Origin of the sequence: Hymenobacter cyanobacteriorum (assembly GCF_022631375.1) — a bacterium.
Taxonomy (GTDB): domain Bacteria; phylum Bacteroidota; class Bacteroidia; order Cytophagales; family Hymenobacteraceae; genus Hymenobacter; species Hymenobacter cyanobacteriorum.
On sequence record NZ_JALBGC010000003.1, the window covers coordinates 996837 to 1023323 of the forward strand.

22 protein-coding genes are annotated in these 26487 nt (G+C 60.8%); 14 read left to right on the top strand and 8 right to left on the bottom strand.

The annotated features are described in order from the left end of the window. Window positions 1-70 precede the first annotated feature (70 nt). On the bottom strand, window positions 71-3532 hold the full coding sequence (porW, locus tag MON38_RS13860; RefSeq protein WP_241936765.1) for a type IX secretion system periplasmic lipoprotein PorW/SprE: 3462 nt from the start codon (window positions 3530-3532) through the stop codon (window positions 71-73). Between the two features lie 173 nt (window positions 3533-3705). Between porW and MON38_RS13865 the strand changes: the two genes are divergently transcribed. The 9 genes from MON38_RS13865 to MON38_RS13905 all read left to right on the top strand — a co-directional run bounded on the left by MON38_RS13865 (window position 3706) and on the right by MON38_RS13905 (window position 11090). Continuing rightward, window positions 3706-3939: an AtpZ/AtpI family protein gene (locus MON38_RS13865; protein ID WP_241936766.1), complete on the top strand. Its 234-nt coding sequence runs from the start codon at window positions 3706-3708 to the stop codon at window positions 3937-3939. Window positions 3940-3966: 27 nt separating this feature from the next. Beyond that, the gene (locus MON38_RS13870) at window positions 3967-4371 is read left to right on the top strand and encodes a hypothetical protein (protein WP_241936767.1); all 405 of its coding nucleotides are present in this window, start codon (window positions 3967-3969) and stop codon (window positions 4369-4371) included. A gap of 39 nt (window positions 4372-4410) precedes the next feature. Continuing rightward, the gene (gene atpB, locus MON38_RS13875) at window positions 4411-5472 is read left to right on the top strand and encodes a F0F1 ATP synthase subunit A (protein WP_241936768.1); all 1062 of its coding nucleotides are present in this window, start codon (window positions 4411-4413) and stop codon (window positions 5470-5472) included. Window positions 5473-5597: 125 nt separating this feature from the next. Then, window positions 5598-5873, top strand: a complete 276-nt coding sequence (gene atpE, locus MON38_RS13880) for an ATP synthase F0 subunit C (RefSeq protein ID WP_196287135.1) — start codon at window positions 5598-5600, stop codon at window positions 5871-5873. Between the two features lie 154 nt (window positions 5874-6027). Then, window positions 6028-6525 carry a F0F1 ATP synthase subunit B gene (locus tag MON38_RS13885; RefSeq protein WP_241936769.1) on the top strand — a complete coding sequence of 166 codons (498 nt, stop codon included), beginning with the start codon at window positions 6028-6030 and terminating at the stop codon, window positions 6523-6525. A 105-nt stretch (window positions 6526-6630) separates the two neighbouring features. After that, complete coding sequence (gene atpH / locus MON38_RS13890; RefSeq protein WP_241936770.1) at window positions 6631-7191, top strand: ATP synthase F1 subunit delta; 561 nt, start codon at window positions 6631-6633, stop codon at window positions 7189-7191. 86 nt (window positions 7192-7277) lie between these two features. Continuing rightward, on the top strand, window positions 7278-8861 hold the full coding sequence (gene atpA / locus MON38_RS13895; RefSeq protein ID WP_241936771.1) for a F0F1 ATP synthase subunit alpha: 1584 nt from the start codon (window positions 7278-7280) through the stop codon (window positions 8859-8861). A gap of 109 nt (window positions 8862-8970) precedes the next feature. After that, entirely contained in the window at window positions 8971-9855 is an 885-nt protein-coding gene (atpG, locus tag MON38_RS13900) for an ATP synthase F1 subunit gamma (RefSeq protein ID WP_241936772.1), read from the top strand. A 188-nt stretch (window positions 9856-10043) separates the two neighbouring features. After that, window positions 10044-11090 carry an LLM class flavin-dependent oxidoreductase gene (locus MON38_RS13905; RefSeq protein ID WP_241936773.1) on the top strand — a complete coding sequence of 349 codons (1047 nt, stop codon included), beginning with the start codon at window positions 10044-10046 and terminating at the stop codon, window positions 11088-11090. 92 nt (window positions 11091-11182) lie between these two features. Here MON38_RS13905 and MON38_RS13910 read toward each other — a convergent pair whose 3' ends face one another. The 3 genes from MON38_RS13910 to MON38_RS13920 form a co-directional block, all read right to left on the bottom strand. Beyond that, on the bottom strand, window positions 11183-15358 hold the full coding sequence (locus MON38_RS13910; protein WP_241936774.1) for a T9SS type A sorting domain-containing protein: 4176 nt from the start codon (window positions 15356-15358) through the stop codon (window positions 11183-11185). 268 nt (window positions 15359-15626) lie between these two features. After that, window positions 15627-16943: an adenosylhomocysteinase gene (ahcY, locus tag MON38_RS13915; protein WP_277881474.1), complete on the bottom strand. Its 1317-nt coding sequence runs from the start codon at window positions 16941-16943 to the stop codon at window positions 15627-15629. 139 nt (window positions 16944-17082) lie between these two features. Then, the gene (locus MON38_RS13920) at window positions 17083-17838 is read right to left on the bottom strand and encodes a DUF4397 domain-containing protein (protein ID WP_241936775.1); all 756 of its coding nucleotides are present in this window, start codon (window positions 17836-17838) and stop codon (window positions 17083-17085) included. Between the two features lie 217 nt (window positions 17839-18055). Here MON38_RS13920 and MON38_RS13925 point away from each other — a divergent pair, with 217 nt between their 5' ends. The 4 genes from MON38_RS13925 (at window position 18056) to metK (ending at window position 22149) form a co-directional block, all read left to right on the top strand. Continuing rightward, on the top strand, window positions 18056-18622 hold the full coding sequence (locus MON38_RS13925; protein ID WP_241936776.1) for a hypothetical protein: 567 nt from the start codon (window positions 18056-18058) through the stop codon (window positions 18620-18622). A 34-nt stretch (window positions 18623-18656) separates the two neighbouring features. Beyond that, window positions 18657-19868, top strand: a complete 1212-nt coding sequence (locus MON38_RS13930; RefSeq protein WP_241936777.1) for a THUMP-like domain-containing protein — start codon at window positions 18657-18659, stop codon at window positions 19866-19868. Between the two features lie 97 nt (window positions 19869-19965). Beyond that, on the top strand, window positions 19966-20700 hold the full coding sequence (locus MON38_RS13935) for an SDR family NAD(P)-dependent oxidoreductase (RefSeq protein WP_241936778.1): 735 nt from the start codon (window positions 19966-19968) through the stop codon (window positions 20698-20700). 186 nt (window positions 20701-20886) lie between these two features. Further along, on the top strand, window positions 20887-22149 hold the full coding sequence (gene metK, locus MON38_RS13940; RefSeq protein ID WP_241936779.1) for a methionine adenosyltransferase: 1263 nt from the start codon (window positions 20887-20889) through the stop codon (window positions 22147-22149). A gap of 127 nt (window positions 22150-22276) precedes the next feature. Here metK and hpf read toward each other — a convergent pair whose 3' ends face one another. From hpf to MON38_RS13960, 4 genes are all read right to left on the bottom strand, one after another. Next, on the bottom strand, window positions 22277-22576 hold the full coding sequence (gene hpf, locus MON38_RS13945; protein WP_241936780.1) for a ribosome hibernation-promoting factor, HPF/YfiA family: 300 nt from the start codon (window positions 22574-22576) through the stop codon (window positions 22277-22279). 38 nt (window positions 22577-22614) lie between these two features. Beyond that, window positions 22615-23493: a tyrosine-type recombinase/integrase gene (locus tag MON38_RS13950; RefSeq protein WP_241936781.1), complete on the bottom strand. Its 879-nt coding sequence runs from the start codon at window positions 23491-23493 to the stop codon at window positions 22615-22617. Window positions 23494-23661: 168 nt separating this feature from the next. Continuing rightward, window positions 23662-23859 carry a 30S ribosomal protein S21 gene (gene rpsU, locus MON38_RS13955; RefSeq protein WP_241936782.1) on the bottom strand — a complete coding sequence of 66 codons (198 nt, stop codon included), beginning with the start codon at window positions 23857-23859 and terminating at the stop codon, window positions 23662-23664. 209 nt (window positions 23860-24068) lie between these two features. Further along, entirely contained in the window at window positions 24069-25214 is a 1146-nt protein-coding gene (locus MON38_RS13960) for an acyl-CoA dehydrogenase family protein (protein WP_241936842.1), read from the bottom strand. A gap of 287 nt (window positions 25215-25501) precedes the next feature. Here MON38_RS13960 and MON38_RS13965 point away from each other — a divergent pair, with 287 nt between their 5' ends. Next, window positions 25502-26428, top strand: coding sequence for a polysaccharide biosynthesis/export family protein (locus MON38_RS13965; RefSeq protein ID WP_241936783.1), 927 nt, complete (start codon window positions 25502-25504; stop codon window positions 26426-26428). The last annotated feature ends 59 nt before the right edge of the window (window positions 26429-26487 follow it).

A 26487-nucleotide genomic window follows, 5' to 3' on the forward strand; every position in this document is an offset into this window, starting at 1 on the left:
ATCAGACTGGCCTAACCACGGCGCAAAGGTCCGAATGCCAACTCATAACTCATAACTCCTAACTTTTAACTCATTTATACATGCGCTGATAGAAGCTCAAATATCCCGCCAAATCACCGCTGGCCTGCAGTAGCACGAGGTTTTCGGGGCTGATAACGAGCGTCTGGTAGCCGGCTCCGCGCAGTTTGGCCAGCGGCGATTGCGGCCCGCGCAGCTTGGTGGCGTAGCTCTGGGCCACCTTGGCCCAGGGCAGGGTTTTCACCACCACCAACTCTTGGTCGACTCCCAGCGCGGCGGTTTCCACCGTCAGGTTGTTGGCTTTGAAGAAGCGGCCATTATAAGTAGCCAGCTGCTCCTTCAGGCCCGTCGCGGCCGGCGAGTCCTTCGGAAACACCAGCACCACTGCGTGGGGGCTGTTTAGCTGCGTGGTGTAAGCGGTGGCCGGGGCCGAAGAAGCCGTGCTGGCTCCGGTTGCCGGCGTGGCGGCTGGAGAAGCAGCGGCAGGCGTTGCGGTCGCAGGAGCCGTGCTGCTAGGCGCTGGCGTCGATGTGCCGGGCGTGGCACCCGTCGCAGTAGCGGCTTTGGCGGCTGCAGCTTTGGCGGCGGCCTCATCGGCCAGCTGCTTGCGGGTGGGCCGGCCCTTGCGCACCGGGGCGGCCGGAGGCGGCGCCATGGCAGTAACCGGCGAGCCAGCAACAGGGCTGCCAGCCGGGGCGGAGTTCGGCGCGGGCAAAGGTGTAGCCGGGCTACTCGAAGTAGTGGGCGAAGAACCCGTAGGAGAAGAGGCTGGCGCGGCGGCAGCAGCGGCTTTTTTCGCGGCCGCTTCGTCAGCTAACTGCTTGCGCGTGGGCCGACCCTTGCGAACCGGAGCCGCCGCGACTGGTGCCCCGCCCGGAGTAGTTGCCGGAACTGCTCCCGAAGTGGGAGCGGCCGCAGCCGGGTTTGCCACGGGTGCCGGAGCCAGCGGGGCTGGCGCCACCGAGCCATTCGGCGTTATTTCAGCCGGCTTGCCAGTGGGCGCTTTCCGTTCCTCGCCAGGCACTGGCTGTGGTTTCGGTGCGTCGCTTGCCGGGGCGGGGCCGAGGGCTTTGGCTGGCGTTTCGTTTTCCTTGTAGAAAACGCGAATGCGGTTGTTCACCTCGCCAGGGCGGAACTGCGAAATCACCGGCTTCTCCGTCGAGGCTAGCGCCCCGGCCAGTGAGCCGCTTTCCTGCTTGCCGTAAGAAGCTGCCAGCGCTTTTGCCTGTGGTTGGAGCGGGCTGTCAGGATACGCTTTGATGAATGCTTCTACCGATGCTTTGGCGGTGAGCGGCTGCTGCGTGCGTGCCACCAACAGCGTTTTCAGGTAGGCCACCCGGTCGTTCAGGTCGCTTTTCGGATACTGCTTTTCGGTGCGCGCCAGCACCGTGTTGGCCTTGCGGAATTCCTGGTTGACGTAAAAAGTAAACGCCGAGTCGACGCGGCTGGCCACGGCATTATGCAGGGCCAGCTCGTGCTCGCGGTAAAGCGGGTCGGCAATCAGCTTGGCATAAATCGACTTCGGAAACTCGCGTTGCAAAGCGGCCGCGTACTGTGCCGTTTTGGCCGCGTCGGGCTTGTCTTTGTAATAGAGGTAGAGCAGGTAATAAGCATCTGGCGCGTGCTCGCCGCGCTCGTAGCGGGTCACCTGCTGCTCATACGTTTCGAAACCTTTTTCCCGCTCCTTCAACTGTTCTTTATAAATGCCGCCCAACTCGTACAGCGCCGCTTCCACTTGCCGGTTCGAGGTCGACAATTGGCCGGGGTCGGTTGGAATGGCTGCGCGGTATTGCGCCACAATTTTATCGCGCGCCGCCGTAGGGCTGGCCGCGGCTACTCGGCTGGCCGAGTCGGCCTGGGTGCCATTCACGGCGGTGGTCGAGTTGCCGGTCGTCGTCAGCGGTGTACCGCCGCCCGCCACGGTATTGGGCGACGAAGCCGTTTGCCGGTTCGTGCGCCAATTGTCCTGCAGCTGGCGGTTGCCCCACTTGCGCAGGAATTCGGCCCGCGCCGTGCCCAGCAGGGTCGGGTTGTCGAAATACCATTGCCCTGCTGCCGCTGTGGCGGTGGGGTCGAAACCTGTCACATCGGCCGCCGCTGCGTTCGCCCCGGCAGGCGCCAACCCACCACCGGGCAAGCTGCTGCCAATATCGCTGGCCGATGAAGCGGCCCGGTTGGCCAGGTCGGCCGCGCGGGCCTGGGTTTTCTGCAGCGCTGCCAGCCGGTCGGCCTCGCGCTTGCGGTTGGCCAGCTCGGCGTCGGCGTAGGTGTTCAGGCGCTCCGTCAGCTCACCGGGCGCCAGCTTGGCCAGCGCCTGCAGGCTGTCCTGCGTTTCGATGATGGTGTACTGCTTGGCGAAGTCCTTCAGAATGTCGCTGCGCTCCTTGATAGCCAGATAGGTCTTGGCCTCCTTGTTCAGGTTCTGCACCGTACTGTCGTAGTAGGCGGCTGCCAGCGGGTACTTGTGCAGGTTCTCGTAGTAGATGCGGCCCGCCAGCAGGTAGGCGTAGCTTTTCTGGAAGCGGTTGGTCGTGGTGGCCTTCACCGATTGCCGCAGCAGCTTCAGCGCCTCAGGGTAGTTCTTTTCGCGGTAGTTCAGCCGCGCCATCTCGTAGTAGATTTTGTCGCGGTAGTCTTTGTTCTTCAGGTCCTTCAGCAGACCAGCAAAGTTTTTGTCTAACCGCTCCCGGTCCTTCGTGCTCAAGTCCGATACCTGCGCCATCATCAGCTTGGCCTGAAAGTCGAGTTCATACGGCGGGTTGCGGGCCAGAATCTGGTCGAGTTGCTCGTAGGCTTTCTTGTTGTCGCCGGCATCCTGGTACAGCTGCGCCAGCAGGTAGCGCGTGCGCGACCGCTCGTTCTTGTACTCAATCAGCGGAATGGCCTTTTCGAGCTGCACAATGGCCTTGGCCGGCTCTTCGGTACGCAGGTAATAGTCAGCCCGCGTCAGAAACAACTGGCGCGCATCCTCGGGCCGGCCCTGCTCCTTATCCAGCAAATCCGACACTGCCTTGGCGCTTTCCAACTCGCCCTGCGCCATAAAGGTGCGCATTAACCCAATCAGCGCCTCGTGCTTGGCATTGTCGTCCTTGCTCGTCGAGTTCACGTACTTAAACGTCAGCGCGGCGTCGTCGAACTGCATCATATAAAAGCGCGCCCAACCCACCAGCACGTAGGCATCGTCCGTCCAGTCCGAGCCCGGCCGGTGCTGAATCGGCATCGAAGCGCGCTTGATGATGTCATTCAAGTCGGCGCGGCTGGCTTTCACGCTGGCACTATCCAGCGTCGGGAACAGCGGCAGCGGCTGGTTGTAGTCGTTGGGTCGGGAGGTGGTGTAGAGCTTGTCCTCCAACCCCCGCAGCTTCTCGCGGGCAATGAAAAAGGCGTTGTCGCGCGCCGCCACGTTGTTGAACGCGTGCGAAACAATGTTCTTATCCGAGGCGCAGCCCGCCGCGCCCAGCCCCAGCAGAACCAGCAGCGTCACCCAGCGATATGTCAGCAGTTGATGTGTCAAAATCAGCGTAAAGGAAAAAGGCCTGTCCGAGCAGCCGGAACGCCGAAAGCGGCCCGAAATGTTCGACGGCTCTGCCAGATAACGGAGCCGAACGGGTAAAATTACGTTTTTTCGTCGGCCACGCCCGCCCGGCCCGCGCCGTACCTTTGTCGCCCGCTCTTTTACGCCCGCCCATGCCCGATTCGCCTGCTCCCCAGCCCACCGGCAACAGCCGCCTGCAAGCCGTGATGAAATATTCCGGTCTGGCTTTCCAGATGCTGGCCATCATCGGCGGCAGTGCCTGGCTGGGCTACTGGCTCGACGGTCGGTTCAATACCCAGCCCTGGCTCACCATCGTATTGCTGTTGCTGGGCGTGTTCGTGGCCGTATTCCAGGTCATCCGCAGCCTCACCAAAGAGTCGCTGTAAGGCGCGCCTGAAACCTTCGTATCATCCATGCCCAAGTTTCTGCGCCAGTTTCTGGTCTTCACCGCCGCGCTGGGCCTGCCCATCTACGTGCTGCATGTGGCGTATGGTACCGCAGTAGTGCACCCGCGCACCGGGCTCATTTTCGCCGTTATGGCGGCGCTCACGTACTTCGCCTATAGCCTCACCGCCCGCCTCGTGGCCCGCGACCCGAACAGCCTGGCCATGGGCTACCTCATCGGCATGACAGTCCGGCTACTGGTGTCGCTGGGGCTCGTCACGTGGCTGCTGGCGGGCGGAATTGCGCGCGAGCCGAGGGGCGTTTGGACCTTCCTCGGGGCCTTCTTCATCCTGTACTTTTCGTGGGCCGGGTTTGAAATCTGGGCTACTTTGAGTAACTTGCGGCCGATTTCAGGAAAGCAAGTAACGCAATGATAATGCGTTAGCCCGAAATTACTCATTAATTAACTTTGGATGAAGCGTTTACTCTCGATTCTTCTTTGTTTCGTTTCCCTCTCCGTTTTCGCTAACGAGCCCGCCGGCGAGGGCGCAAAGGCCGAAGGCTTCAATCCCGGCGAAATGATTTTGCACCACATCGGCGATTCGCACGAGTGGCATTGGCTGGCTACCGACAACGGCAATTTCACCACCTACCTGCCCATCATCGCCTACCGCCCCGGTAAAGGTGTTTCGGTGTTCTCCTCGAAGCACATTTCCAACGGCGAGTCGGAAGGTCCTGCCAAAGAATACGACGGCCTGAAGCTCGACCACGAGAAGCTCGTGAGCACCGATGGCAGCAAAGTCTACGACTTCTCCATCACCAAGAACATTGCTGCCCTCATCGGCAGCGCCGTGCTGATGCTCGTCATCTTCACCGCCGTCGCCAGCGGCTACCGCAAAAACCACGGCCGCGCCCCCAAAGGCATCCAGTCGTTCTTCGAGCCCATCATCGTTTTCATCCGCGACGAAGTAGCCAAGAAAAACATCGGCCCCAAGTACGAGCGCTACATGCCGTACCTGCTCACGGTGTTCTTCTTCATCTGGTTCAATAACCTGTTGGGCCTCACGCCCGGCGCGGCCAACCTCTCCGGCAACATCGCGGTGACCATGGTGCTGGCCCTGATGACCTTGGTTATTACGCTGGCTTCGAGCAACAAGTACTACTGGGCGCACATTTTCGCCACACCCGGCGTGCCTAAGCCGCTGCTGCCCATCATGATTATCGTAGAGGTGATTGGTATTTTCACCAAGCCTTTCTCGCTCATGATTCGTCTGTTCGCCAACATCACGGCGGGCCACATCGTGGTGCTGAGCTTCATCAGCTTGGTGTTCATCTTCAAATCGTGGGCTGTAGCCCCGGTAACCTTGGCATTCGGCCTGTTCATTAATGTGCTCGAGTTGCTGGTGGCCCTGCTGCAGGCCTTCATCTTCACGCTGCTCACTTCGATGTACATCGGTGGCGCGGTGGAAGACCACCACGATGCCGACCTGCAAATGGGCTACGACGACGGCTCGGCCTCGACTCACGCTCACTAATCTGACTTAACAGGCCGGGCGCCTGCCGCCCGCCAACTGGCTGTTTCGGCCAGACCGTGGCAATCCCCCCCCCCCCCCGCTGCGGGACTGACGAACTTTTTCTTTTTCCCCTTTTTCCAATTTTTATGTTGCTCTCTTTGTTGTTGCAAGTAGCTGCTATGGCGGCTAACTACGGTCCTGGTCTGGCTGTAATGGGTGCCGGTATCGGTGCTGGTCTGGTTGCTCTGGGCGTAGGCCTGGGCATTGGCCGCATCGGCGGCAGCGCCATGGATGCTATCGGCCGTCAGCCGGAAGCTTCGGGCAAAATCCAGACGGCTATGATTATCGCCGCCGCTCTGATTGAAGGTCTGGGCCTGTTCGCAGTCGTAGTCTGCGTACTCATCTGGACCAAGCTCGTTTAAGGCAGTCGGCCGGGCCTGTGAGGGCTCGGAAGTAGTAAGGAAGCCCGCCGCCCGCTGCTGCACATGCAGGTGGCGCGGCGGGCTTACCTGCTCCTACTCTCAGTCATTGTCCTAGCCGGCTGTTTATTGCCCGGCTACCCATTTTAAACGCATTATGCCAGCTTTCTTATCCCCCGAACTCGGCCTGATTTTCTGGCAACTGGTTATCTTCCTGCTGGTATTGTTCCTGCTGGCGAAGTTTGCCTGGAAGCCGATTCTGCTCGCCCTCAAAGAGCGCGAAGACAGCATCGAAGGCGCCCTGCGCATGGCCGACCAGGCCAAGATTGAAATGCAGCAGCTGAAAGCCGGCAACGAGAAGTTGCTGACCGAAGCCCGCCTCGAGCGCGACCGCATGATGCAGGAAGCCACCCAAATGGCCAACCAGCACCGCGAAGCCGAAAAGGCCCGCGCCACCGCCGAAGCCAACACCATCATCCAGCAAGCCCGCGAAGCCATCCAGCAGGAGAAAAACGCGGCCTTGGCCGAAGTGAAAAACACCGCCGCCAAGCTCTCGCTCGACATCGCCGAGCGCATTCTGCGCCGCGAGCTGACCGACCCCGCCGCCCAAACGCAGCTGGTCGATTCTTACCTGAAAGACGTTAAACTGAACTAGGGTCTCGGGGACTTAGGGTCTTAGGTACTTGGTGATGTTCGACGAACTATTGCCAGGAAAACCAAGACCCCAAGTCCCAAAGTCCCCAAGACCCTAACTAATAATATGGCTGACCAACGAGTAGCGGCCCGCTACGCCAAGTCGCTCCTCGACTTGGGCAAGGAGATGGGCACCCTGAGCGCAGTGAAAGAGGACATGGACCTGCTGAGCAAGACCATGGCCGAAAGCCGCGAGCTGCGCCTGCTGCTGCGCAACCCGATTGTGAAGCACGACAAGAAGCTGGCCATCCTGAACGCCATCTTCAAAGGCAAGGTGTCGGACATGACGCTGCGCTTCTTCACCATCCTAACCGAGAAAAACCGCGAGTCGGCCATCGAAGGCATCGGGCCCGAGTTTCTGGCGCAGTACAACGTGATGCAAGGCGTACAGTCGGCGGAAGTAACGTCGGCTGCCCCGCTCACGGCCGTTGCCCGCCTCGAGATGCGCAAGCTGGTAACCCAGCAAACCGGCCTCACCGACGTGCAGCTCACCGAGAAGGTAGACCCCGAACTCATCGGCGGCTTCGTGCTGCGGGTGGGCGACAAGCAAATTGACGATTCCGTGCGGACCAGCCTTCGCAAGCTGCGCACATCGCTGCAAGAAAATTCTTACCAACAAAAACTGTAGGGTATAGGTGAAGTCGGGATAGGGAGCGCGCTCCCGTCGTCCCCCGCCCCATATCCCTTGTTCCCTATACCTTATTCCCCCCAAAAATGGCAGAAGTACGTCCGGATGAAGTCTCCGCAATCCTGCGGCAGCAACTGTCCAATTTCAAGTCGGAAGCCGAGCTGGAAGAAGTCGGCACCGTGTTGCAGGTCGGCGACGGCGTGGCTCGCATCTACGGTCTGAGCAAAGCCCAGGCCGGCGAACTGATTGAATTCGAGAACGGCCTGCAAGGCCTCGTGCTCAACCTGGAAGAAGACAACGTGGGTGCCGTAATGCTCGGCGACTACTCGGAAATCCGGGAAGGCGCCACGGTGAAGCGCACCAACAAAATCGCCTCCATCAAAGTAGGCGAGGGCATCGTAGGCCGCGTGGTAAACACGCTGGGCCAGCCCATCGACGGCCGCGGCCCCATCCAGGGCGAGTTGTACGAGATGCCCCTGGAGCGCAAAGCCCCTGGCGTAATCTTCCGTCAGCCCGTGACCGAGCCGATGCAGACCGGCATCAAGTCGATTGACGCGATGATTCCGATTGGCCGTGGCCAGCGCGAACTGATTATCGGTGACCGCCAGACCGGCAAGTCGGCTGTGGCCATCGATACCATCATCAACCAGCGCGAATTCTTCGAGGCCGGCCAGCCGGTGTTCTGCATCTACGTGGCCATCGGCCAGAAGGCTTCTACGGTAGCCCAGGTAGTGCAGGCCCTCACCAAGGGCGGCGCCATGGATTACACCGTGGTAGTAGCCGCTTCGGCTTCCGACCCGGCTCCGTTGCAATTCTACGCGCCTTTCACGGGTGCGGCTATTGGCGAATTCTTCCGCGATACGGGTCGTCCCGCCCTTGTGGTGTATGATGACTTGTCGAAGCAGGCCGTAGCTTACCGCGAGGTGTCGCTGCTGCTCCGTCGTCCTCCGGGCCGCGAGGCATATCCTGGCGACGTGTTCTACCTGCACAGCCGTTTGCTGGAGCGGGCCGCTAAAATCAACTCCTCGGACGAGATTGCGCGGAACATGAACGACCTGCCTGACAGCATCAAACACCTCGTGAAAGGCGGCGGTTCGCTGACGGCTCTGCCCCTGATTGAGACGCAGGCGGGTGACGTATCGGCTTACATCCCGACCAACGTAATTTCGATTACGGATGGCCAGATTTTCCTCGAGACCAACCTGTTCAACTCGGGTGTTCGCCCGGCCATCAACGTGGGTATCTCGGTATCGCGCGTGGGTGGTAACGCTCAGATTAAGTCGATGAAGAAAGTGGCCGGTACGCTGAAACTCGACCAGGCCCAGTTCCGCGAACTGGAAGCCTTCGCCAAGTTCGGCTCCGACCTCGACGCCTCGACCAAGCTCACCATCGAGCGTGGCCGTCGCAACCTCGAAATCCTGAAGCAGCCCCAGTACTCGCCCGTGAAGGTGGAGGACCAGGTGGCCATCATCTATGCCGCCACCAACGGCCTGCTCGACACTGTGCCCGTGAACCGCGTGCGGGAGTTCGAGAAGGAGTTCGGCCAAGTGATGAACTCGCGCTACCCCGACGTGCTGAAGGCCCTGAAAGCCGGCAAGCTGGAGGATGCTGGCACGAAGGCCATCCGCGAGGTAGCCAAGGACGTTTCGGCGAACTACGCTGTGAAGTAGATTGATTAGATGGTTGAATTGTTGGCTGGTTGAATTGAGGGATAATGCCCCGAATACAGACCACCAATAATTCAACAACTAAGCAATCCAACAACCCAACAATCAATAAATGGCAAGCTTAAAAGAAGTCCGCAACCGCATTCAGTCGGTGAGCAGCACGCAGCAGATTACCAAAGCCATGAAGATGGTGGCGGCGGCCAAACTGCGTCGTGCCCAGGACAACATCGTGCGAATGCGGCCCTACGCCCAGCGTCTGAATGCCATCCTGACCAACCTGACCCGCAACGCCGACGATGACATCGTGAGTGACTACGGCGTGGCCCGCGAGGTGCGCAAGGTGCTGGTGATTGCCATCACTTCCGACCGCGGCTTGGCCGGCGCGTTCAACACGAACGTGTTCAAGGGCGTAAACGCGGCCATTGCTTCGCGCTACAGCAACCTGCCAGCGGCCAACATTTCTGTGATGGCCATTGGCAAAAAGGCGCACGACTACTATGGCCGTCGTGGCCAGACGGTGGGTGACTATACGCACGTCTTCGCCAAGCTCTCGTTCGAGACGGTGCGCGCGGCTGCTGAAGTGGCGATGGACGGTTTCCGCAACGGCATTTACGACGAGGTGGTGATGGTCTACAACGAGTTCCGCAACGTGGCGACGCAGATTATCCGCACCGAGCAGCTGTTGCCGCTGGTGCAGGAAGAAGTGCCCGCCACGGCTACACCAGAGTCGAATGTGGACTACTTGTTCGAGCCTTCGAAAGAGGAAATCGTGCAAACGCTGATTCCGCAATCCATCAAGATTCAACTCTACAAGGCGGTGCTGGAAAGTAATGCCTCAGAGCACGGCGCCCGCATGACGGCCATGGATAAGGCCACCGACAACGCCGGTGAGCTGCTCAAGGCCCTCAAGCTGACTTACAACCGGACGCGTCAGGCGGCCATCACGACTGAGATTCTCGAAATCGTGGGTGGTGCCGAGGCGCTGGCCGCGGGGTAATCAACTTCGTGATTGGTAAAAATGAAAGGCTCGTTTCCGCAAGGAAGCGAGCCTTTTTTGATATTTGAAACCTTGCGTTTTAACTGGGACTCATAAAGCGTGCGCAACGCAAGCCGATTGGGCTTTACAAACCATTTTGCTGTACGGATGCTTTCCACCTTGTTTCTCTAAAATCAACCCGTGAATTCATGCAAATAGGCATCAGCTCTTTCGGCGAAGTCGCCCCTGCTCACCTTGCTGGCCAAGACCACGCCGCGGCCCAGCACATGCAAGAACTGCTGGCGATGGGTAAACTGGCCGATGAAGTGGGCCTCGACGTGCTGGCCCTCGGCGAGCACCACCGCCCCGACTTCATCATCTCGGCTCCCGAAGTCATTCTGGCTGCTGTGGCTGCCATCACCAAGCGCATTCGGCTCAGCAGTGCCGTTACGGTGCTCAGCTCCGTCGACCCGGTGCGCACGTTTCAGAACTTTGCCACCGTCGACCTCATCTCCAACGGCCGGGCCGAGATTATTGCCGGGCGCGGCTCGTTTATTGAGTCGTTTCCGCTGTTCGGTCAGGATTTGAAGGACTACGATGCGCTGTTTATTGAGAAGCTTCAGTTGCTGCTCAACATCAACGAAAACGAGGTGGTGACGTGGCAGGGAAAGCACCGCGCGGCCATTGCAGCCAAAGGTGTGTACCCGCGCCCGGCGCAGGCCAAAATCCCGGTCTGGATTGGCGTGGGCGGCACGCCGGCATCGGTGGTGCGGGCCGGGCAGCTGGGGCTGCCGCTTACCATTGCCATCCTGGGCGGAGCGCCCGCGCAGTATGTGCCGTTTGCCGAGCTCTACCGAGAGTCGGCCCAGAAAGCCGGCCACGATGTGGCCGCGTTGCAGTTGGCCATCAACTGCCATCTGCACTTGGCCGATACAGCCGAGCAGGCCCGCGACGAGTTTTTCCCGCCCTACTCGCAACTGATGAACCGCATTGGCCGCGAGCGCGGCTGGTCGCCCATGGACCGCCGCCACTTCGATTACCTGTGCGGTCCGCAAGGCCCGCTGTTGGTGGGCGCGCCGCAGGACATTGTCGCCAAGCTGCTCTACCAGCACCAGCTGTTCAGCAATACCCGTTTTCTGGCACAGTTGGTCATCGAAGGCATTGCGCCCGAAAGTGTGCTGCGCTCGATTGAACTGCTCGGCACCCAGGTTGCGCCCGCCGTGCGTACTGCACTGGCGGAGAAGGCCGTAGCATAGCCTTCGAGAAAGTAAAAACCCCAGCAGTAGCCTCAAATAAAAAGCCCCACCGGAATTCCGGTGGGGCTTTTTATTGAATCATCTTCGGCGGGTTATTCGATAACCAGACGCGTGGTAGCCGTTTCGGTGCCGGCCTGCACGCGCACCACGTAGAGGCCGGTGGGCAAGTCGGCCACATCCAGCTGGCTGCGGGTGCCGCCCGTGCTCAGCGCGAGCACGCGCGTGCTCACCACTTGGCCCAGCGCGTTCAGCAACTCAACGCGGGCCGTGCGGGTGCTGCCCAGCGCCAGCAGGCTCAGGGTGAAGGCGCGGTGCGCGGGGTTGGGGTACACCGCCAGGGTACCGCCGGCCAGCGCCTCACGCGTAGCCGTGGGCGTGAGCGTGGTGAAGGCCACCGTGAGCGGGGCCGAAGTCCCGCCTCCCGGATAGTTGGCCACAATGGTCACGCTGTAAGCCTTGCTGCTTGCCAGGCCGGTGAGCACCACGGGCGAGCCGGTAGCTGTAATGGTCGCGGCCGTGCCGCCCTGCGGCGTGTAGGTCACCGTATAGCTGGTAGCCCCAGCCGCGGGTGTGAAGCTGATGGTCGCGCCCGTGGCCGTGATGCTGCCTGCCGCCGCGTTGGTCGGGGCCGGAGCTGGCGTGCTGAAGGTCGTCACGACGGCCGGCGAAGTCTGGCCGGCGGCGCAGGTGGTTACCAGGCTCACGGTGTAGGCCGTGCCCGGGGTCAGGTTCGTCAGGCTCACCGGCGAGGCCGTTACCGTCTGGGTCGTAGCCGTGCCGCCCTGCGGCGTCAGGGTCAGGGCGTAGCTCGTGGCGCCGGCGGCGGGCGTAAAGCTCACGCTGGCTGCCGTGGCGCTGATGCTGCCCACGGCCAAGCTGGTGGCGGCCACGCAGCTTGGCGTGGTGGTGGTGAAGGTGGTCGAAGCCAGCGGCGAGGTTTGGCCACCGCCGCAGTTCGTCGTCACCGTCGCCGTGTACGAAGTGCCGGGCTGCAGGCCCGCCAGCACCACGGGCGAGCCCGTAGCCGTCTGGGTTAGGGTAGTACCGCCGGCCGGCGTATAGGCCACGGTGAAGGACGTGGCACCAGCCGCTGGCGCGGTGAAGGTGAGCGTTGCCCCGGTGGTGGTGATGCTGCCGGCCGCCAGGTTGGTCACGGCCACGCAGGGCGTGCCGGTGGTGAAGGTGATGCTGGCCGCCGGCGAAGTCTGACCCGCGGTGCAGTTGGTCGTAATAGCCACCGTATACAGCGTGCCCGGAGTCAGGCCGGCCAGCGTCACCGGCGAGCCGGTTGCGGTTTGGGTCTGGGCCGTGCCGCCTTGGGCGGTGTAAGTCACCGTGTAGCCTGTCGCACCAGCGGCCGGCGTAAAGCTCACGCTCGCGCCGGTGGTCGTGATGTTGCCCACGGCCAGGCCGGTAGCCGCCGGGCAAGGCGGGAACGGCGTGGTGAAAGTCGTCGTCACTGCGGCCGAAGCTTGGTTCGAGGCGCAGTTCGTCACCACGCTCGCCGTATACAGCGTACCGGGTATCAGATTAGCCAGCGTCACGGGCGAGCCGGTAGCGGTTTGGGTCTGGGCAGTGCCACCCTGGGGCGTGTACGTCACGGTGTAACCCGTAGCGCCCGCGGCGGACGTAAAGGTGAGCGTAGCGCCGTTCGGAGTCAGGTTGCTAGCTGCCAGGCCCGAGATGGCTGGGCAGGGCGGGAAGGGCGTGGTGAAGGTGGTCGAGGCCGCCGGCGAATTCTGGTTACCCGCGCAGCTCGTGGTGATGGTTGCCGTATACAGCGTGCCGGGAATCAAGCTAGCCAGGTTCACCGGCGAGCCGGTGGCCGTCTGCGTCTGGGCCGTGCCGCCCTGGGGCGTGTAGGTCACCGTGTAGCTGGTAGCACCAGAGGCGGCCGTGAACGTCAGCGTCGCCGAATTTGGAGCTAGGTTGCTGGCCGTCAAATTGGTCACGGCCACGCAGGGCGGGAAGGGCGTGGTGAAAGTCGTCGTTATTGGCGTCGAAACCTGGCTGGCGGCGCAGGTGGTCACCAGGCTCACGGTGTAGGTCGTGCCTGGGGTCAGGTTCGTCAGCGTTACGGGCGAGGCCGTAGCTGTCTGTGTCGTGGCTGTGCCGCCCTGCGGCGTAATGGTCAGCGTGTAGCCCGTGGCGCCGGCAGCCGGCGTGAAGCTCACCGTCGCGCCCGTCGGGGTCACGTTGCTGGTGGCCAAGTTAGTAGCCACCACGCAGGGCACGGGCACCACGCTGGCTTCGAGCGCCAGACGGGTTTTCAGCGGGGTCGTATTTATCAGGGTGAAAGCGCCGCTGGTACCCTGGAAGTAGAACGTAGCCGGCCGCAGCGGGTCTTCTACCTGATAGCCGAGGCTCAGGTTGTTGTCCAACTCCACGATGGCCACGTAGAAGCTGTTGCCGACCGTAACATCCGGTACCGCAATAGTCGGCGACGCCGTGGCCGAAGGCCGGGTTTGCGTGGCCGAAGTGTAGAGGATAGTCCCGGGAGTGCCGCCGGTGCCGGTGGCATCATACAGCCGTACCTGGTAGGTGGTGCCGGCCGTACCAGCATTCACAAAAGTGGGCGTGATGCTCGTGACCCGGCTTGGTTGCGGCAGGGTGTACTTGGCTGCCAGCACACCCCCGGCTACGCCTACGCCCACACTCGTGGGGTTCAGCGCCTGCGCGCCATCCACGTAAGCCAGCCGGCTGGCCGACACTACCTGCGTGTAGGTCTGCACGTCGTTGGTCGTGTTGCCATCGGCCGGCACGCGCACGGTCATGTTGTTGGTGCCCGCGTTGGTGAGCGGGTAAGCGGCAAACGTCACCGTCGTGCTGGCGCCCACGGCCAAGCTGGCCACGGTCTGCGTGTTGGTGAAGGTGTTGGCGCCGGCTACCGTCAGCGTTACGTTCAGGTTGTTGAGGATGGCGGTGCCGTTGTTTACCACCACGGCCTGCACGGTGTGCGGCGTGGCCAGCAGCTGCGGCAGCTGCCCCAACGTGTAGATGGCAGACACTCCGGCGTCGTTGGCGGTGCCGCCCCCGGTTACGCAAATGGAGAAGGTGCCCGCATCGGTGCTGGCGCTGCCGTAGGAATACACCCGCGCGTAGTAGGTCGCGCCCACGGTCAGGCCCGTTAGGTTCACCGTTTCGGTGCCAGCGTTGCCAGTAGCATCGGCGCAGCCAATCGTCACGCCGGGGCACGAGCCGCTGCGGATGTCCAGCACCGCGTCGAAGGCGGTGCCACCCGTCACGGCTACCGTGTGCACCGGGCTGGTGGCCACAAAGCGGTACCACACGTCATCGTCCGACGAGCCCACGGCGCCCGAGCAGGTTGCCGGCCCAATCGACTGGGTGGCACCCACCGTTGTGCCATTCGTAGCCACGCACGTCGAGCCCGGTGTGAGCAGCGTGGCGGCCGAGCATTCGTTGTTGGCCACGCTGGACGGGGCCGTCGGCTCGAACCGGTACGTGCGGCCCGCGTCGGGACGCACGGTTTGGCGATAGTTCAGCGTGCTGCTGCTGTAGTACGAATCAATAGCGGAAGCCAGGTCCCAGGTTTGCGCTGAGCCCTTGATGAATAGCACCTCCTGCCCCGTGCTCGCGCCGCTGCCTTTGAGGCCCGCGCCCGAGGCCCGGAAGGCATCGGTGCCCGTGTTGTTTGCCGTGCAGGGGCCGTACACCAGCTCCACGCGGTTGCTGCCCTCGTACAGTTTCACCTGAAAGCTGAACTGTGCGTACTGCACCGTGTTGGTCATCGCCTTGTCGCGCACGTTGGTCCACTGAATGGTGCACACGCGGCTGCCCGTGCTGCCGCTGGTTTGCACGTAGTAGCCCGCGCCGCCCAGCCCGGCTTCGAGGTCACAGTTAAACGGAGCGATGATGTTGACATCGGCCGCGTTGGTGCTGGCAAACACGTCGGCTCCCAGGTTGATTTCCGGCGTGAAAAACAGTGCCGGCGACGACGGGGCCGAACTGCCCAGCTTGATGAAGCCGTTGGTGTTCAACACAAACTGTGTGAACGAGCTGCCGTTGAACGCGAAGTTGAACCCAATGCTGGTGGCCGCCGAGTTGGCATCATCCGAGCTGGCCACGTTGATGAAGCTGCCCGTGCCCGCAATGCTGCTGAAGGTGCCGGCCACGTTGGTCGCGCCAGCCGAACTGTAGTTCAGCGACTGGCCGTGGGCGGTGGGGCTGTTCAGCGCTAAGCCGAGCACGCTGGCCGAAGCCAACGCCAGTCGCCGCGCCCAATTCCCCGAAAGTAAAGGTTGTTGCATAAAAATGTACAAAGTGGAAAATGGAAAGCCCTTCGCGCACTATGCCGAAGTTATTATAGGTCGGAAAGTTAAGCCCGCGTTTTGCAAGCCGCCTAATCTGCGGGCTGTTATCCGGCCGGTTTGGAAAAATAATTTCTTGGATATTCAATTTAAAAAAACGCTGAACCTGGCAGTGGCCTTTGGTCGCGCCCCTCAGCCGGCTAAAAACAGAAAGCCCCGCCAGTAGAAACTGGCGGGGCTTTCGCTACCCGGTTGGGAGATTCGTCGCTTAGTAGCGGTACAAGTCCGACTTGAACGGACCTTCCACCGGCACTTTGATGTAGTCGGCCTGCTTGGCGGTCAACTCGTCCAACTCCACGCCGATTTTGGCGAGGTGCAGGCGGGCCACCTTCTCGTCGAGGTGCTTGGGCAGGGTGTACACTTGGTTCTCGTACTGGTCGCCGCGCTCCCACAGCTCCAGCTGGGCCAGCGTCTGGTTGGTGAACGAGTTCGACATCACGAACGAGGGGTGGCCGGTGGCGCAGCCCAGGTTCACGAGGCGGCCTTCGGCCAGAATAATCACCTCTTTGCCTTCAATGGTGTAGATGTCTACCTGCGGCTTCACCGTGTCCTTGGTATGGCCGTAGTTGCCGTTCAGCCAGGCCATGTCAATCTCATCATCGAAGTGGCCGATGTTGCAGACAATGGCCTTGTCCTTCAGGGCACGGAAGTGCTCCTCGCGGATAATGTCGCAATTGCCGGTAGTGGTGATGACGATGTCGGCGCGCGGAATGGCGTTTTCCATCTTCTTCACCTCGAAGCCGTCCATAGCTGCCTGCAGGGCACAGATGGGGTCAATTTCGGTCACAATCACGCGGGCGCCGGCGCCGCTCAGCGAAGCAGCGGTACCTTTTCCTACGTCGCCGTAGCCAGCCACCACGGCCACTTTGCCGGCCATCATCACGTCGGTTGCGCGACGGATGGCGTCCACGGCCGACTCTTTGCAGCCGTATTTGTTGTCGAATTTCGACTTCGTCACCGAGTCGTTCACGTTGATGGCGGGGAAGGGCAGGCTGCCGTTTTTCACGCGCTCATACAGGCGCAACACGCCGGTCGTCGTCTCTTCCGAAACGCCTTTGATGCCGGCGGCCAGCTCGGGGTAGCGGTCCAGCACCATGTTGGTGAGGTCGCCGCCGTCGTCCAGAATCATGTTCAGCGGCTGCCGGTCTTCGCCGAAAAACAGCGTCTGCTCAATGCACCAGTCAAACGAAGCCTCGTCCATTCCCTTCCAGGCATATACTGGGATGCCCGCGGCGGCAATGGCCGCTGCGGCGTGGTCCTGCGTCGAGAAGATGTTGCACGACGACCACGTCACTTCCGCGCCCAGCGCCGTGAGGGTCTCGATGAGCACCGCCGTCTGAATCGTCATGTGCAGGCAGCCAGCAATGCGCGCGCCTTTGAAGGGCTGCGAAGCGCCGAATTCCGCGCGCAGGCTCATCAGGCCGGGCATTTCGGCCTCGGCGAGGCGGATTTCCTTCCGGCCCCATTCGGCCAGGCTCATGTCCTTCACTTTGTAAGGAACGTAGGTTTTCGTCGTGGTTTCCAACGGTATGCGGGTTAGTTGATTATATCGCGTTGCAACTGCAAAGATACGCGGTTTGTTCGCCTGCGGGCACAAAAAAGCCCGCACCGGGTGGTGCGGGCCTTGCTATGCCAGGCAAACGGCCAAGCAAATGAGCGAAAGCTTAGTTATTCGCGATGATGACGGCTTGGAGCTGCTGCGCTGCTGGAACCCCGCTTCCGGCAATCCCTCGCACAACGACGGTATATATCTTGCCGGATTCGAACGTTTTGCTGCCTGTGCCCGCCCCCGTGCCGTCGCCCACCATTGCTACCACTGGCGTGCGCGGAGCGGCGGCCGGTGTAACGGATAAGCTAAGCGCCCCGGCGTTTACCACAACAAAGGCAGATGCCGTTCCAAAAGCCACATCAGTGGTCAGGTCGTTGGGAGTGCCGGTTGGCGTGGCCGCAGGAATTGATAGCCGGACCGGGGTAGCCGCCCCAACCCCCAAGTGCACCAGGCGCACCTTGGCGGTGCCCGCTGCCGGGGCCGTCAGGTCGTCGGGAATGGCCAGCAACGAGGCGCTGCCGATGGTGGCCGTCGGCGAATAGGCAAATACCGAATAGTTCTGGCCCTTCGCCACGGCGACGGTCTGAGTCGACACCACGGCCGAGCCATTGTTGATGCGAATGGTCGCATTTCCTGCGTTCACATTCGTGTAGGCAGTGCTTTGCCCGTAGTTGAGCTGTGCCACTTGCTGGTCGTTGGCAAAAGCAGTTATCTGCGTATTGGCGGCCGCAGCAGCGTGCGAAATCAGTACCCGGCCCTGGTCAACTGCGGGTGTAGGGGCGGGCGTATCGGTTTTGCTGCACGCGGCCAGCAGCACAGTGGCTGGCAACACGGCCAGCGCGGCGCGGCGAAAATAGGCGGAAGGATTCATGAATAAGGACAGACTAAGGTGAAATCAACCACGCCGAAAGACATCAGCTGGTTGGCACTGAACGTGCAAGCGGCCGGGTAGGTTGAGCCACCCCCACATAAAGCCGCTTACGGCGGGTTGGCATAGCTCCCGGTCGGTGCCTATCTTTGTTCCTATGCATCAAGGTTCAGGGGTTTTGCCACGGGCGTGGCGTTTGCGGGCAGGATTGGTTCTTGCTTTGGCCAGTTTCTCGGGAGTTTCAGCTTTCGCCCAGCAGGCCCCGGAGGCTCCTGCCACCATTCGCCTGCTGCCTGAGGATGCCCAACGGGGCCTCAACGGCCACCAGCAGAACTTTTACTACCTGCCACCCGGCGTAGAAGGCGAAAACTATGTGAACGCCGGCTTTTTCGGGCAGAAGCTGCGCCCGCTGCTGGCCGGCAACCAGGAAGCCCTCGACCAACTCGACCTGTACAAGCGCCAGAAAACCCAGTTTCTGATTGACCGCATCGTGGCTGTGGGCTCGTTTGGCCTCTATGGCCAGCAGATTTTTGCGCACGGCGACCGCCAGTATTTCGATGGCGCTACCCAGCAGGTAGCCGCTGGCGTGTTTGTGGCCAGTTTGGTTGCCACGCTTTTCATCAACCGCAACACCAACAGCTATTTCCAGCGAGCGGTAGGAGCCTACAACGGCACCAACCACGGCGGCCACGGAGCCGTGTGGCCCCGCCTGCGCCCCGACGGCCTCGAAGTAGGCCAGCTGCGCTCGGGCCAGCCCACACTAGGCCTGCACTGGGCGGTGCGCTAAGCTAAGCGCTGCGTTTTTCCGTATAGTCTCCGCAATGGACTACCCCTTGCCCGAAGCGGCCCGGCGGTACGTGGCCGCGCACCTGCACGACGACCCCGCCCACCTGGCCCTCCAAGCCCGCCGCCACCCCGGCCTGCCCGTGCCCGAACTCGTGCGCCAGATTCAGGCCCGCCAGAAAGCCCGCGCCAAACTGCCCTCCTGGGCCGACAATCCCGAGCTGATTTTTCCGCCCGCGCTCTCGGTCGAACAGGCCTCGTCGGCGCGCACGGCTGCCTTCAAGGCTGGGCTGGTGGGCGGCGCGCGCCTGGCCGACCTTACCGGTGGTTTCGGGGCCGACTCGGCTGCCTTTGCCGCTCGCGTGGCACAGGTCGACTACGTGGAGCGCAACCCGGCCCTGGCCGAAGTGGTGCGCTACAACTTCGGCCAGCTTGGACTTGAGAACGTGGCCGTGCACGCAGCTGATGCCGTGGCTTTTCTGAAGGAAAGCCCGCACCACTACGACTGGCTCTACCTCGACCCGGCCCGGCGCGACACGGCCGCCCGCAAAATTTTTCTGCTGCGCGACTGCGAGCCCGACGTAGTGAAGCTATTGCCCCTGCTGCTGCACAAGGCCGACAAAGTGCTGCTCAAAACTTCCCCCATGCTCGACATTGAGCACGCTGTGCAGGGCCTGGGCCACGTGCGCCGGCTCTGGGTGGTGGCCGTGGATAACGAGGTGAAGGAAGTGCTCTACGAGCTGGGCCAGGAGCCCGCCGTCGACCCTGAGCGCTACGCCCTGAACCTGCGCCGCGACGGTACGCAGCAGGAGTTTCGCCTCAACCGCGCCCGCGAGGCCCGCGCTACCCCGCGCTACGCCGAGGCCCAGCAGTACCTCTATGAGCCCAACGCGGCCGTGCTCAAAGCCGGGGCATTTCGCAGCATCGGCACCGCTTTCGAGTTGCTGAAGCTGCATCAGCACAGCCACTTGTATACCTCAGATGTGCTGCGGCTTGATTTTCCGGGGCGCGTCTTCAAAATTCTGGCCGTGGAGAAAGCCGATGCCGTGGCCCTGAAGGCTCACCTCGGTCCCGAGGCCCGGGCGCACGTTACCACCCGCAACTTTCCCGATTCGGTGGCCGACTTCCGGCGGCGCACGGGTATTCGCGAGGGCGGCGAGGTCTACCTGTTTGCCACCACCGACCTGCGCGGCCGCCCCGTGGTGCTGGTGTGCGAAAAGCTGACGCCGCCGGTGCAGACTGCTGAATAATTGGCATCAACTCGCACAAATCCGGCGGCTGGCGGTTGAGGCAGGAATGGATGCGCTTGAATTCAGGCGTGCCGCATACTTTATTCTGTTGGAGGTAATGCGTTTTACTGATAAAATCTGCGTCGTCACGGGCGGTACTTCCGGCATTGGCCGGGCCACCTGCGTGCGGCTGGCGGCCGAAGGCGGCACCGTTGCCGTGTTGGGCCGCGACCGCGCCGACGGACTCGAAACCGTCCGAATTATAGCCAAGGCCGGCGGCAAGGCGGTTTTCCTGTCCTGCGACTTGATGAAACCACGCGCCATTACCACCACCGTGCACAAGGTACTGGCCAAATACCACCGCATCGACGTGCTGGTGGCTGACGCCGCCATGATGACCTTCGACAAACTAATCGACCTGCCCCTGCCCAAGTGGGACGAGCTGATGCTCGTGAACCTGCGCTCGCTGGTGCAGCTCACGCAGCTCTGTCTGCCGCACATGCCCTCGGGCAGCGCCATTGTGGCCATCAGTTCGGTGCACGCCTACCAAACTACCGCCAACGTGGTGCCCTACGCCACCAGCAAGGGCGGCCTCGAAGCCTTCGTGCGCGGCCTCAGCATTGAACTCGACCGCAAGCAGACGCGCATCAACGCCGTAGCCCCCGGGGCCGTGGACACGCCCATGCTCTGGAGCAACCCCAACGTGGAAAACGGCACCGAACAAATCGACCGAGCCACCGTGGGTACCCCCGAGGAACTGGCCGCTGCCATTGCCTTCATGGCTTCGGCTGAGGCCAGCTTTGTGCACGGTACCACGCTGGTGGTAGATGGTGGCCGGCTGGCGCAACTGTAGTATGGCAACGCAGTAGAGCGCAGCAATTGTGCTCCGTCAGATTCTCCACTTGGAAGCTAACGCGCCAAAGTAGCCAGCTCATTACTGCTAATAGCCCGAATTTCCGTAGTTTTGTACCGCGCCCGCCCGCCGGTTTCGGCCCGGCGGGCGCTTGTTTTTATCTATTCCGCCCTTTTCGCGCTTTTCATGCCCTATCTGTTCACTTCCGAATCGGTTTCGGAAGGCCATCCCGATAAAGTTGCCGACCAGATTTCCGACGCCATTCTCGACGAGTACCTGCGCCAGGACCCCACCAGCAAAGTAGCCTGCGAAACCCTCGTAACGACCGATTTTGCCCTGGTCGCTGGCGAAATCAAATCGAAAGCCCACGTCGATGCCGAGCCTATCGTGCGCGAAACCATCCGCCGCATCGGCTACGACAAGCCCGAGTACCTCTTCAACGCCGACACCTGCGAGGTGATGAACCGCCTGCACGAGCAGTCGCCCGACATCAACCAGGGTGTGGAGCGCGCCAAGGACGAAGACCAGGGCGCCGGCGACCAGGGCATGATGTTCGGCTACGCCAGCCACGAAACGGCCAACTACATGCCGCTGGCCCTCGACCTCTCGCACCGCTTGTTGCAGGAGTTGGCCGCCATTCGCCGCGAGAAGACGGACATGCCCTACCTGCGCCCCGATGCCAAAAGCCAGGTCACCATCCGCTACTCCGATGACCATAAGCCCGAAGCCATCGATACCATCGTTATCAGCACCCAGCACGACGAGTTTGATGCCTCGGAGAGCGTGATGCTGGATAAGATTAAAGCCGACGTGCTGGCCGTCCTCATCCCACGCGTGAAAGCCGGCCTGAGCGCCGACGTGCAAGCCCTGTTCACCGACCAGATTACCTACCACATCAACCCCACGGGCAAGTTCGTTATCGGCGGCCCGCACGGCGATTCCGGCCTCACCGGCCGCAAAATCATCGTCGATACCTACGGCGGCAAGGGCGCCCACGGCGGTGGCGCCTTCTCGGGCAAAGACTCGTCGAAAGTTGACCGCTCGGCTGCTTACGCCGCTCGCCACATCGCCAAAAACCTGGTGGCCGCCGGCGTGGCCGACCAGGCCCTGGTGCAAGTCGCCTACGCCATCGGCGTGGCCCAGCCCGTTGGCGTGTTCGTGACGACCTACGGCACCATCAAGGCTAAAAACGCTGCTGGCCAGCCCCTGACCGACGGCGAAGTAGCCGAGAAGGTGAACAAGCTGTTCGACCTGCGCCCCTACGCCATCGTGAAGCGCTTCGGCCTGCAGAACCCCATTTTCGCCCAAAGCGCCGCTTATGGCCACATGGGCCGCCAGCCCGGCACCGTGAACGTGGTGATGCCCAACGGCGAAACCAAAACCTTCGAAACCTTCACTTGGGAAAAGCTAGACTACGTGCCCCAGATTAAGGCCGAGTTTGGCTTGTAATTAGCTTTAAGCCATCAGCTACTAGCTGTTAGCTTCTGGTTGATTCAACCTGAAAAAAAGCCCCGCCTGATAAATTCAGGCGGGGCTTTTTTTCAGGTTGAATCAACCAGAAGCTAACAGCTGAAATTTAGTGCGTCAGTGCCTTTTCCTTGTGCTTGGTAATCTGACGGCGCAGACTTTCGGTGGCGGCATCGGCGGCAGCTTCGAACGAAGCAGCGTCTTCCTGGCTGAAGAGGATGTTGCCGGGCACCAGCAGCTTTATCTCGACGGTCTTGTTCTCGATGCCGTCTTTGTTATTAAGGCGCATGATGACCTCGCCTTCGGTCACCTTATCGTAAAAAGTTTCCAGCTTATTCAAACGTTGCTGCACAAAATCGAGCAGCTTCTTGTCGGCGTCGAAATGCACCGAATGCATCTGTACTTTCATAAGGTGGGTGATTTAGAGGTAAAAGGGTACTACAAAACTCAGGCCCGGGGATGGGCTTGTTGAAATACGGATTTCAGTCGGTCGACGGACAAGTGCGTGTACACCTGCGTGGCCGCCAGGCTGGCGTGCCCCAGCAATTCCTTGATGGAATTCAGGTCGGCGCCCTTGCCCAGCAGGTGCGTGGCAAAGGCGTGCCGCAGTGCGTGCGGGTGCTGCTGCGCCTTCGAGGTGGTTATCTGGCTCAGATACCGCTGCACAGTGCGGTACACGAACTTCTCGTACATAGCCTCGCCCTTGTCAGTAAGCAACAGCGGGCCCGCCGCCGCGCCAAACTCCTGCGCCCGGCTAGCTTGGTAGGCCTCGATAACGCGCAGCAGCGTGGGGTTCAGGGGCACGAGGCGCTGCTTGTTGCCTTTGCCGGTTACGCGCACGGTGGCAGCCCCCAGGCTCACATCGTGGGCGTGGATGCCGATAAGCTCGGAAAGTCGAATACCGGTGCCATACAGCATCTCCAGCACCAGTTGGTCGCGCAGCCCAGCAAAGTCGTCGCCGAACTCAAAGGAGTTCAACAGGCCGTTCAGGGCTTCTTCGGGCACGAATTCGGGCAACTTCTTGGCCATTTTGGGGGCCGTGATGCGCAGCATAGGGTTGCTGGCAATGGCGCCGGTGCGCAGTAAGAACTTGTAATAAGAGCGCAGGCATGCCACTTTGCGGTTCACGGTGCGCGGGTCGAGGTTTTCCTGCATCAGCTCCACCACCCAGCCCCGAATGAGCGGGTGTGTGGCCTGCGTGGCATCGTCCAACTCGTAAGCCGACTTCAGGTAGGCCGCGAACTGGCCCAAATCGGTCTGGTACGAAACCAGTGTGTGCGGACTGTAGCGCCGCTCAAAGCGCAAAAAATCGAGGAAAGCCTGCATACCGGTCAACAAAAATGCCCGGCGGGTGGGCCGGGCATTCAAGGTAGCATTTTTTTAGTTTCTGACAAGCCATCTTGAGAAATCAGGACGCGAAAAAACCGGCCGGCTTGCCCGTATGAGCAAAGCGGCCGGTTCTCCGTTCAGAAAACGCGGTGCGAATCCGAAAGGCTATTCGTTGTTGTCCTGGCCGTAGGTAGCCAGTTTGTAAACAGCCTTCTGCTTCATCTTGCGCTGCGTGATGCTGGGCTTCTGGAAGAACGTGCGACGACGCAGCTCTTTCAGCACGCCGGTGCGCTCAAATTTCTTCTTGAAACGCTTCAGAGCGCGGTCAACCGATTCGTTGTCTTTGATTTGAACGATAATCATATCAGGGAGTGAGGGAGTTTTCTGAGAAGTGCGGTATAAACCGGGCCGCAAAGATAATCACGGATTGGTCGGATTCACAACGGATTTCACTGATTTTGTAGCCGATTCCGGCTCAGCCTCAAGGCCAACCGGCCTTACGACGTCACAAGAGCCGTTCAGGGCGTCTACAAAATCCGTGAAATCCGTTGAAATCCGTTCAATCTGCGGTTCTATTTGAGAAGGGCGCGGGCAATTACCAGTTTCTGAATTTCGCTGGTTCCTTCGCCGATGGTGCACAGCTTGGCGTCGCGGTAGTATTTCTCGGCCGGATAATCTTTGGTGTAGCCGTAGCCGCCGAAGATTTGCACGCCCTCGTTGGCGGTGCGCACGGCCACTTCCGAAGCGTAAAGCTTGGCCATAGCTGACTCCAGGTTCACGTTCTGGCCGCGGTCTTTCAGGTCGGCGGCACGGTAGGTGAGCAGACTGGCGGCTTCTACTTCGGTGGCCATGTCGGCCAGCTTAAAGCTGATACCTTGGAAGTTGCTGATGGGTTGGTTGAACTGGTGACGCTCCTTGCTATACTTGGTGGCGGCTTCCAGCGCTCCCTGGGCGATGCCCAAGCTGAGCGCGGCAATGCTGATGCGGCCGCCGTCGAGCACCTTCAGGCTCTGCACAAAGCCATCGCCCACTTTGCCAATGACGTTCTCGACGGGCACTTTGCAGTCGGTAAAAATCAGCTCGGTGGTTTCGGAGGCACGCATGCCCAGCTTGTCTTCCTTGCGGCCAGCTTCGAAGCCCGGCGTGCCGCGCTCGATGATGAAGGCCGTCATGCCGTGCGAGTCGCCTACTTCGCCGGTACGCACAATCACCACAGCTACGTTGCCGCTTTTGCCGTGGGTGATGAAGTTTTTGGCGCCGTTGATGATGTAGTGCTCGCCGCTTTCGTCGAGCACGGCGGTGGTGCGCATGTTGCCAGCGTCGGAGCCGGTGTTGGGCTCGGTGAGGCCCCAGGCCCCAATCCACTCGCCGCTGGCCAGCTTGGGCAGGTATTTCTGCTTCTGCTCTTCCGAAGCGTGCTGCAGGATGTGGCCGGTGCACAGCGAATTGTGAGCCGCCATGCTCAGGCCGATGCTGCCGTCGATTTTCGATAGCTCGGCAATGGCCGTTACGTACTCCATGTAGCCGAAGCCGGAGCCGCCGTACTGCGTGGGCACCAGCACGCCCATCAGGCCGAGCTCGCCGAGCTTGCGGAATATTTCAATTGGAAACTCCTGGCTCTCATCCCATTTCATCATGTTGGGCTTGATGTGCTGGGTGCCAAAATCGCGCACCATCTGCGCAATCATGGTCTGGTTTTCGGTCGCTACGGCTTCCATTTCGGGTTTGGGGAACAAAGGGTGGGATTTTAGAAAAAGGCTGGGCGTACCAACGCTCTTACTGCCAAGCAACAGCATTGGGGACACGAAAGTACGATTCTGACCGTTGGCAGCGGGGGCGGGAGCACGCTGCCAAAGGCCGATTCTTGAACGGGCGCGGCAAAAGCGTTACTTTTGAGGCTTTTTGGGGGAAATCTGGCCGAGTGCTAATTGACAAAGGCCGGATTTTTCATTTGCTATCGTAACATTCAGGGCTAATGCCAACTTCTTTTTTTCGTTTCTGCCGAATGCTCGGGCTGTTGGCATTGCCGCTCGGGCTGTTGCTCTCGTCGTGTGCTTCGAACCGCTACTATAATCAACGGACATTGTTTCGCCTCACCGACAAGCAAGGCCGGCAACTCGATAGCACCAAGATGCGCATTGCTGTCAATCGTACAGAGCGCAATTACCTCATTCAGCCCAACGATTACCTCGAAGTGCGAGTGAATACGAACAAAGGCGAACGTATTCTCGACCCCAACGGCGAGCTACAATTTGGTCAGCCTAGCGGTGCCTTGCCAAGTCGGAGTAGCATTTCTACCAGTACTGGCACGCAAGGCGGTGGCCGCGGGGTAGTGGGGGGGCGGACCGGAGGACAGAATACCGGTAGTGCTACTTCCGGCTCCGAATTTCTGGTACAGGCCGATGGTACGGTTGTCTTACCGCTCATCAACCGAATTAAGCTCAGCGGCTACTCGCTGTTGCAGGCCGACAGTGTCCTGCAGGTGCGCTATAACGAATATTATAAAGATGCCTTCGTGACCACGCGGGTAACGAACAACCGTGTGTTTGTGTTAGGCGCGCCAGGGGGATTAGTTGTCAGCTTGGCAAATGATAACATGAACCTAATCGAGGTATTGGCCTTGGCCGGCGGGCTCGACGGTAATAGCGGCGGCGGTGGCGGCAACAATTCGGGTTTCTACCGCTACGGCGGCAAAGCCAGCAACATCCGTATTATTCGGGGAGACCTGAAAAATCCACGCGTGCAACAGGTGGACCTGACTACTTTGGAAGGAATGCGGCGAGCTAACCTGCAAATAGAGCCCAACGACATCATTTACATCGAGCCCGTGCATCGTCCCTTGCTGGAAACCCTAACGGATTCCGCGCCGATTATCAGCCTTGCTTCGCTGACGCTCACAACGACGCTCTTCCTTATTAACTTATTTAAGTAAATACTAACTGCCGCGATAGTCCTATTCGTTTGCATTGCTCGGCCGGCTTAGGCCGGCAC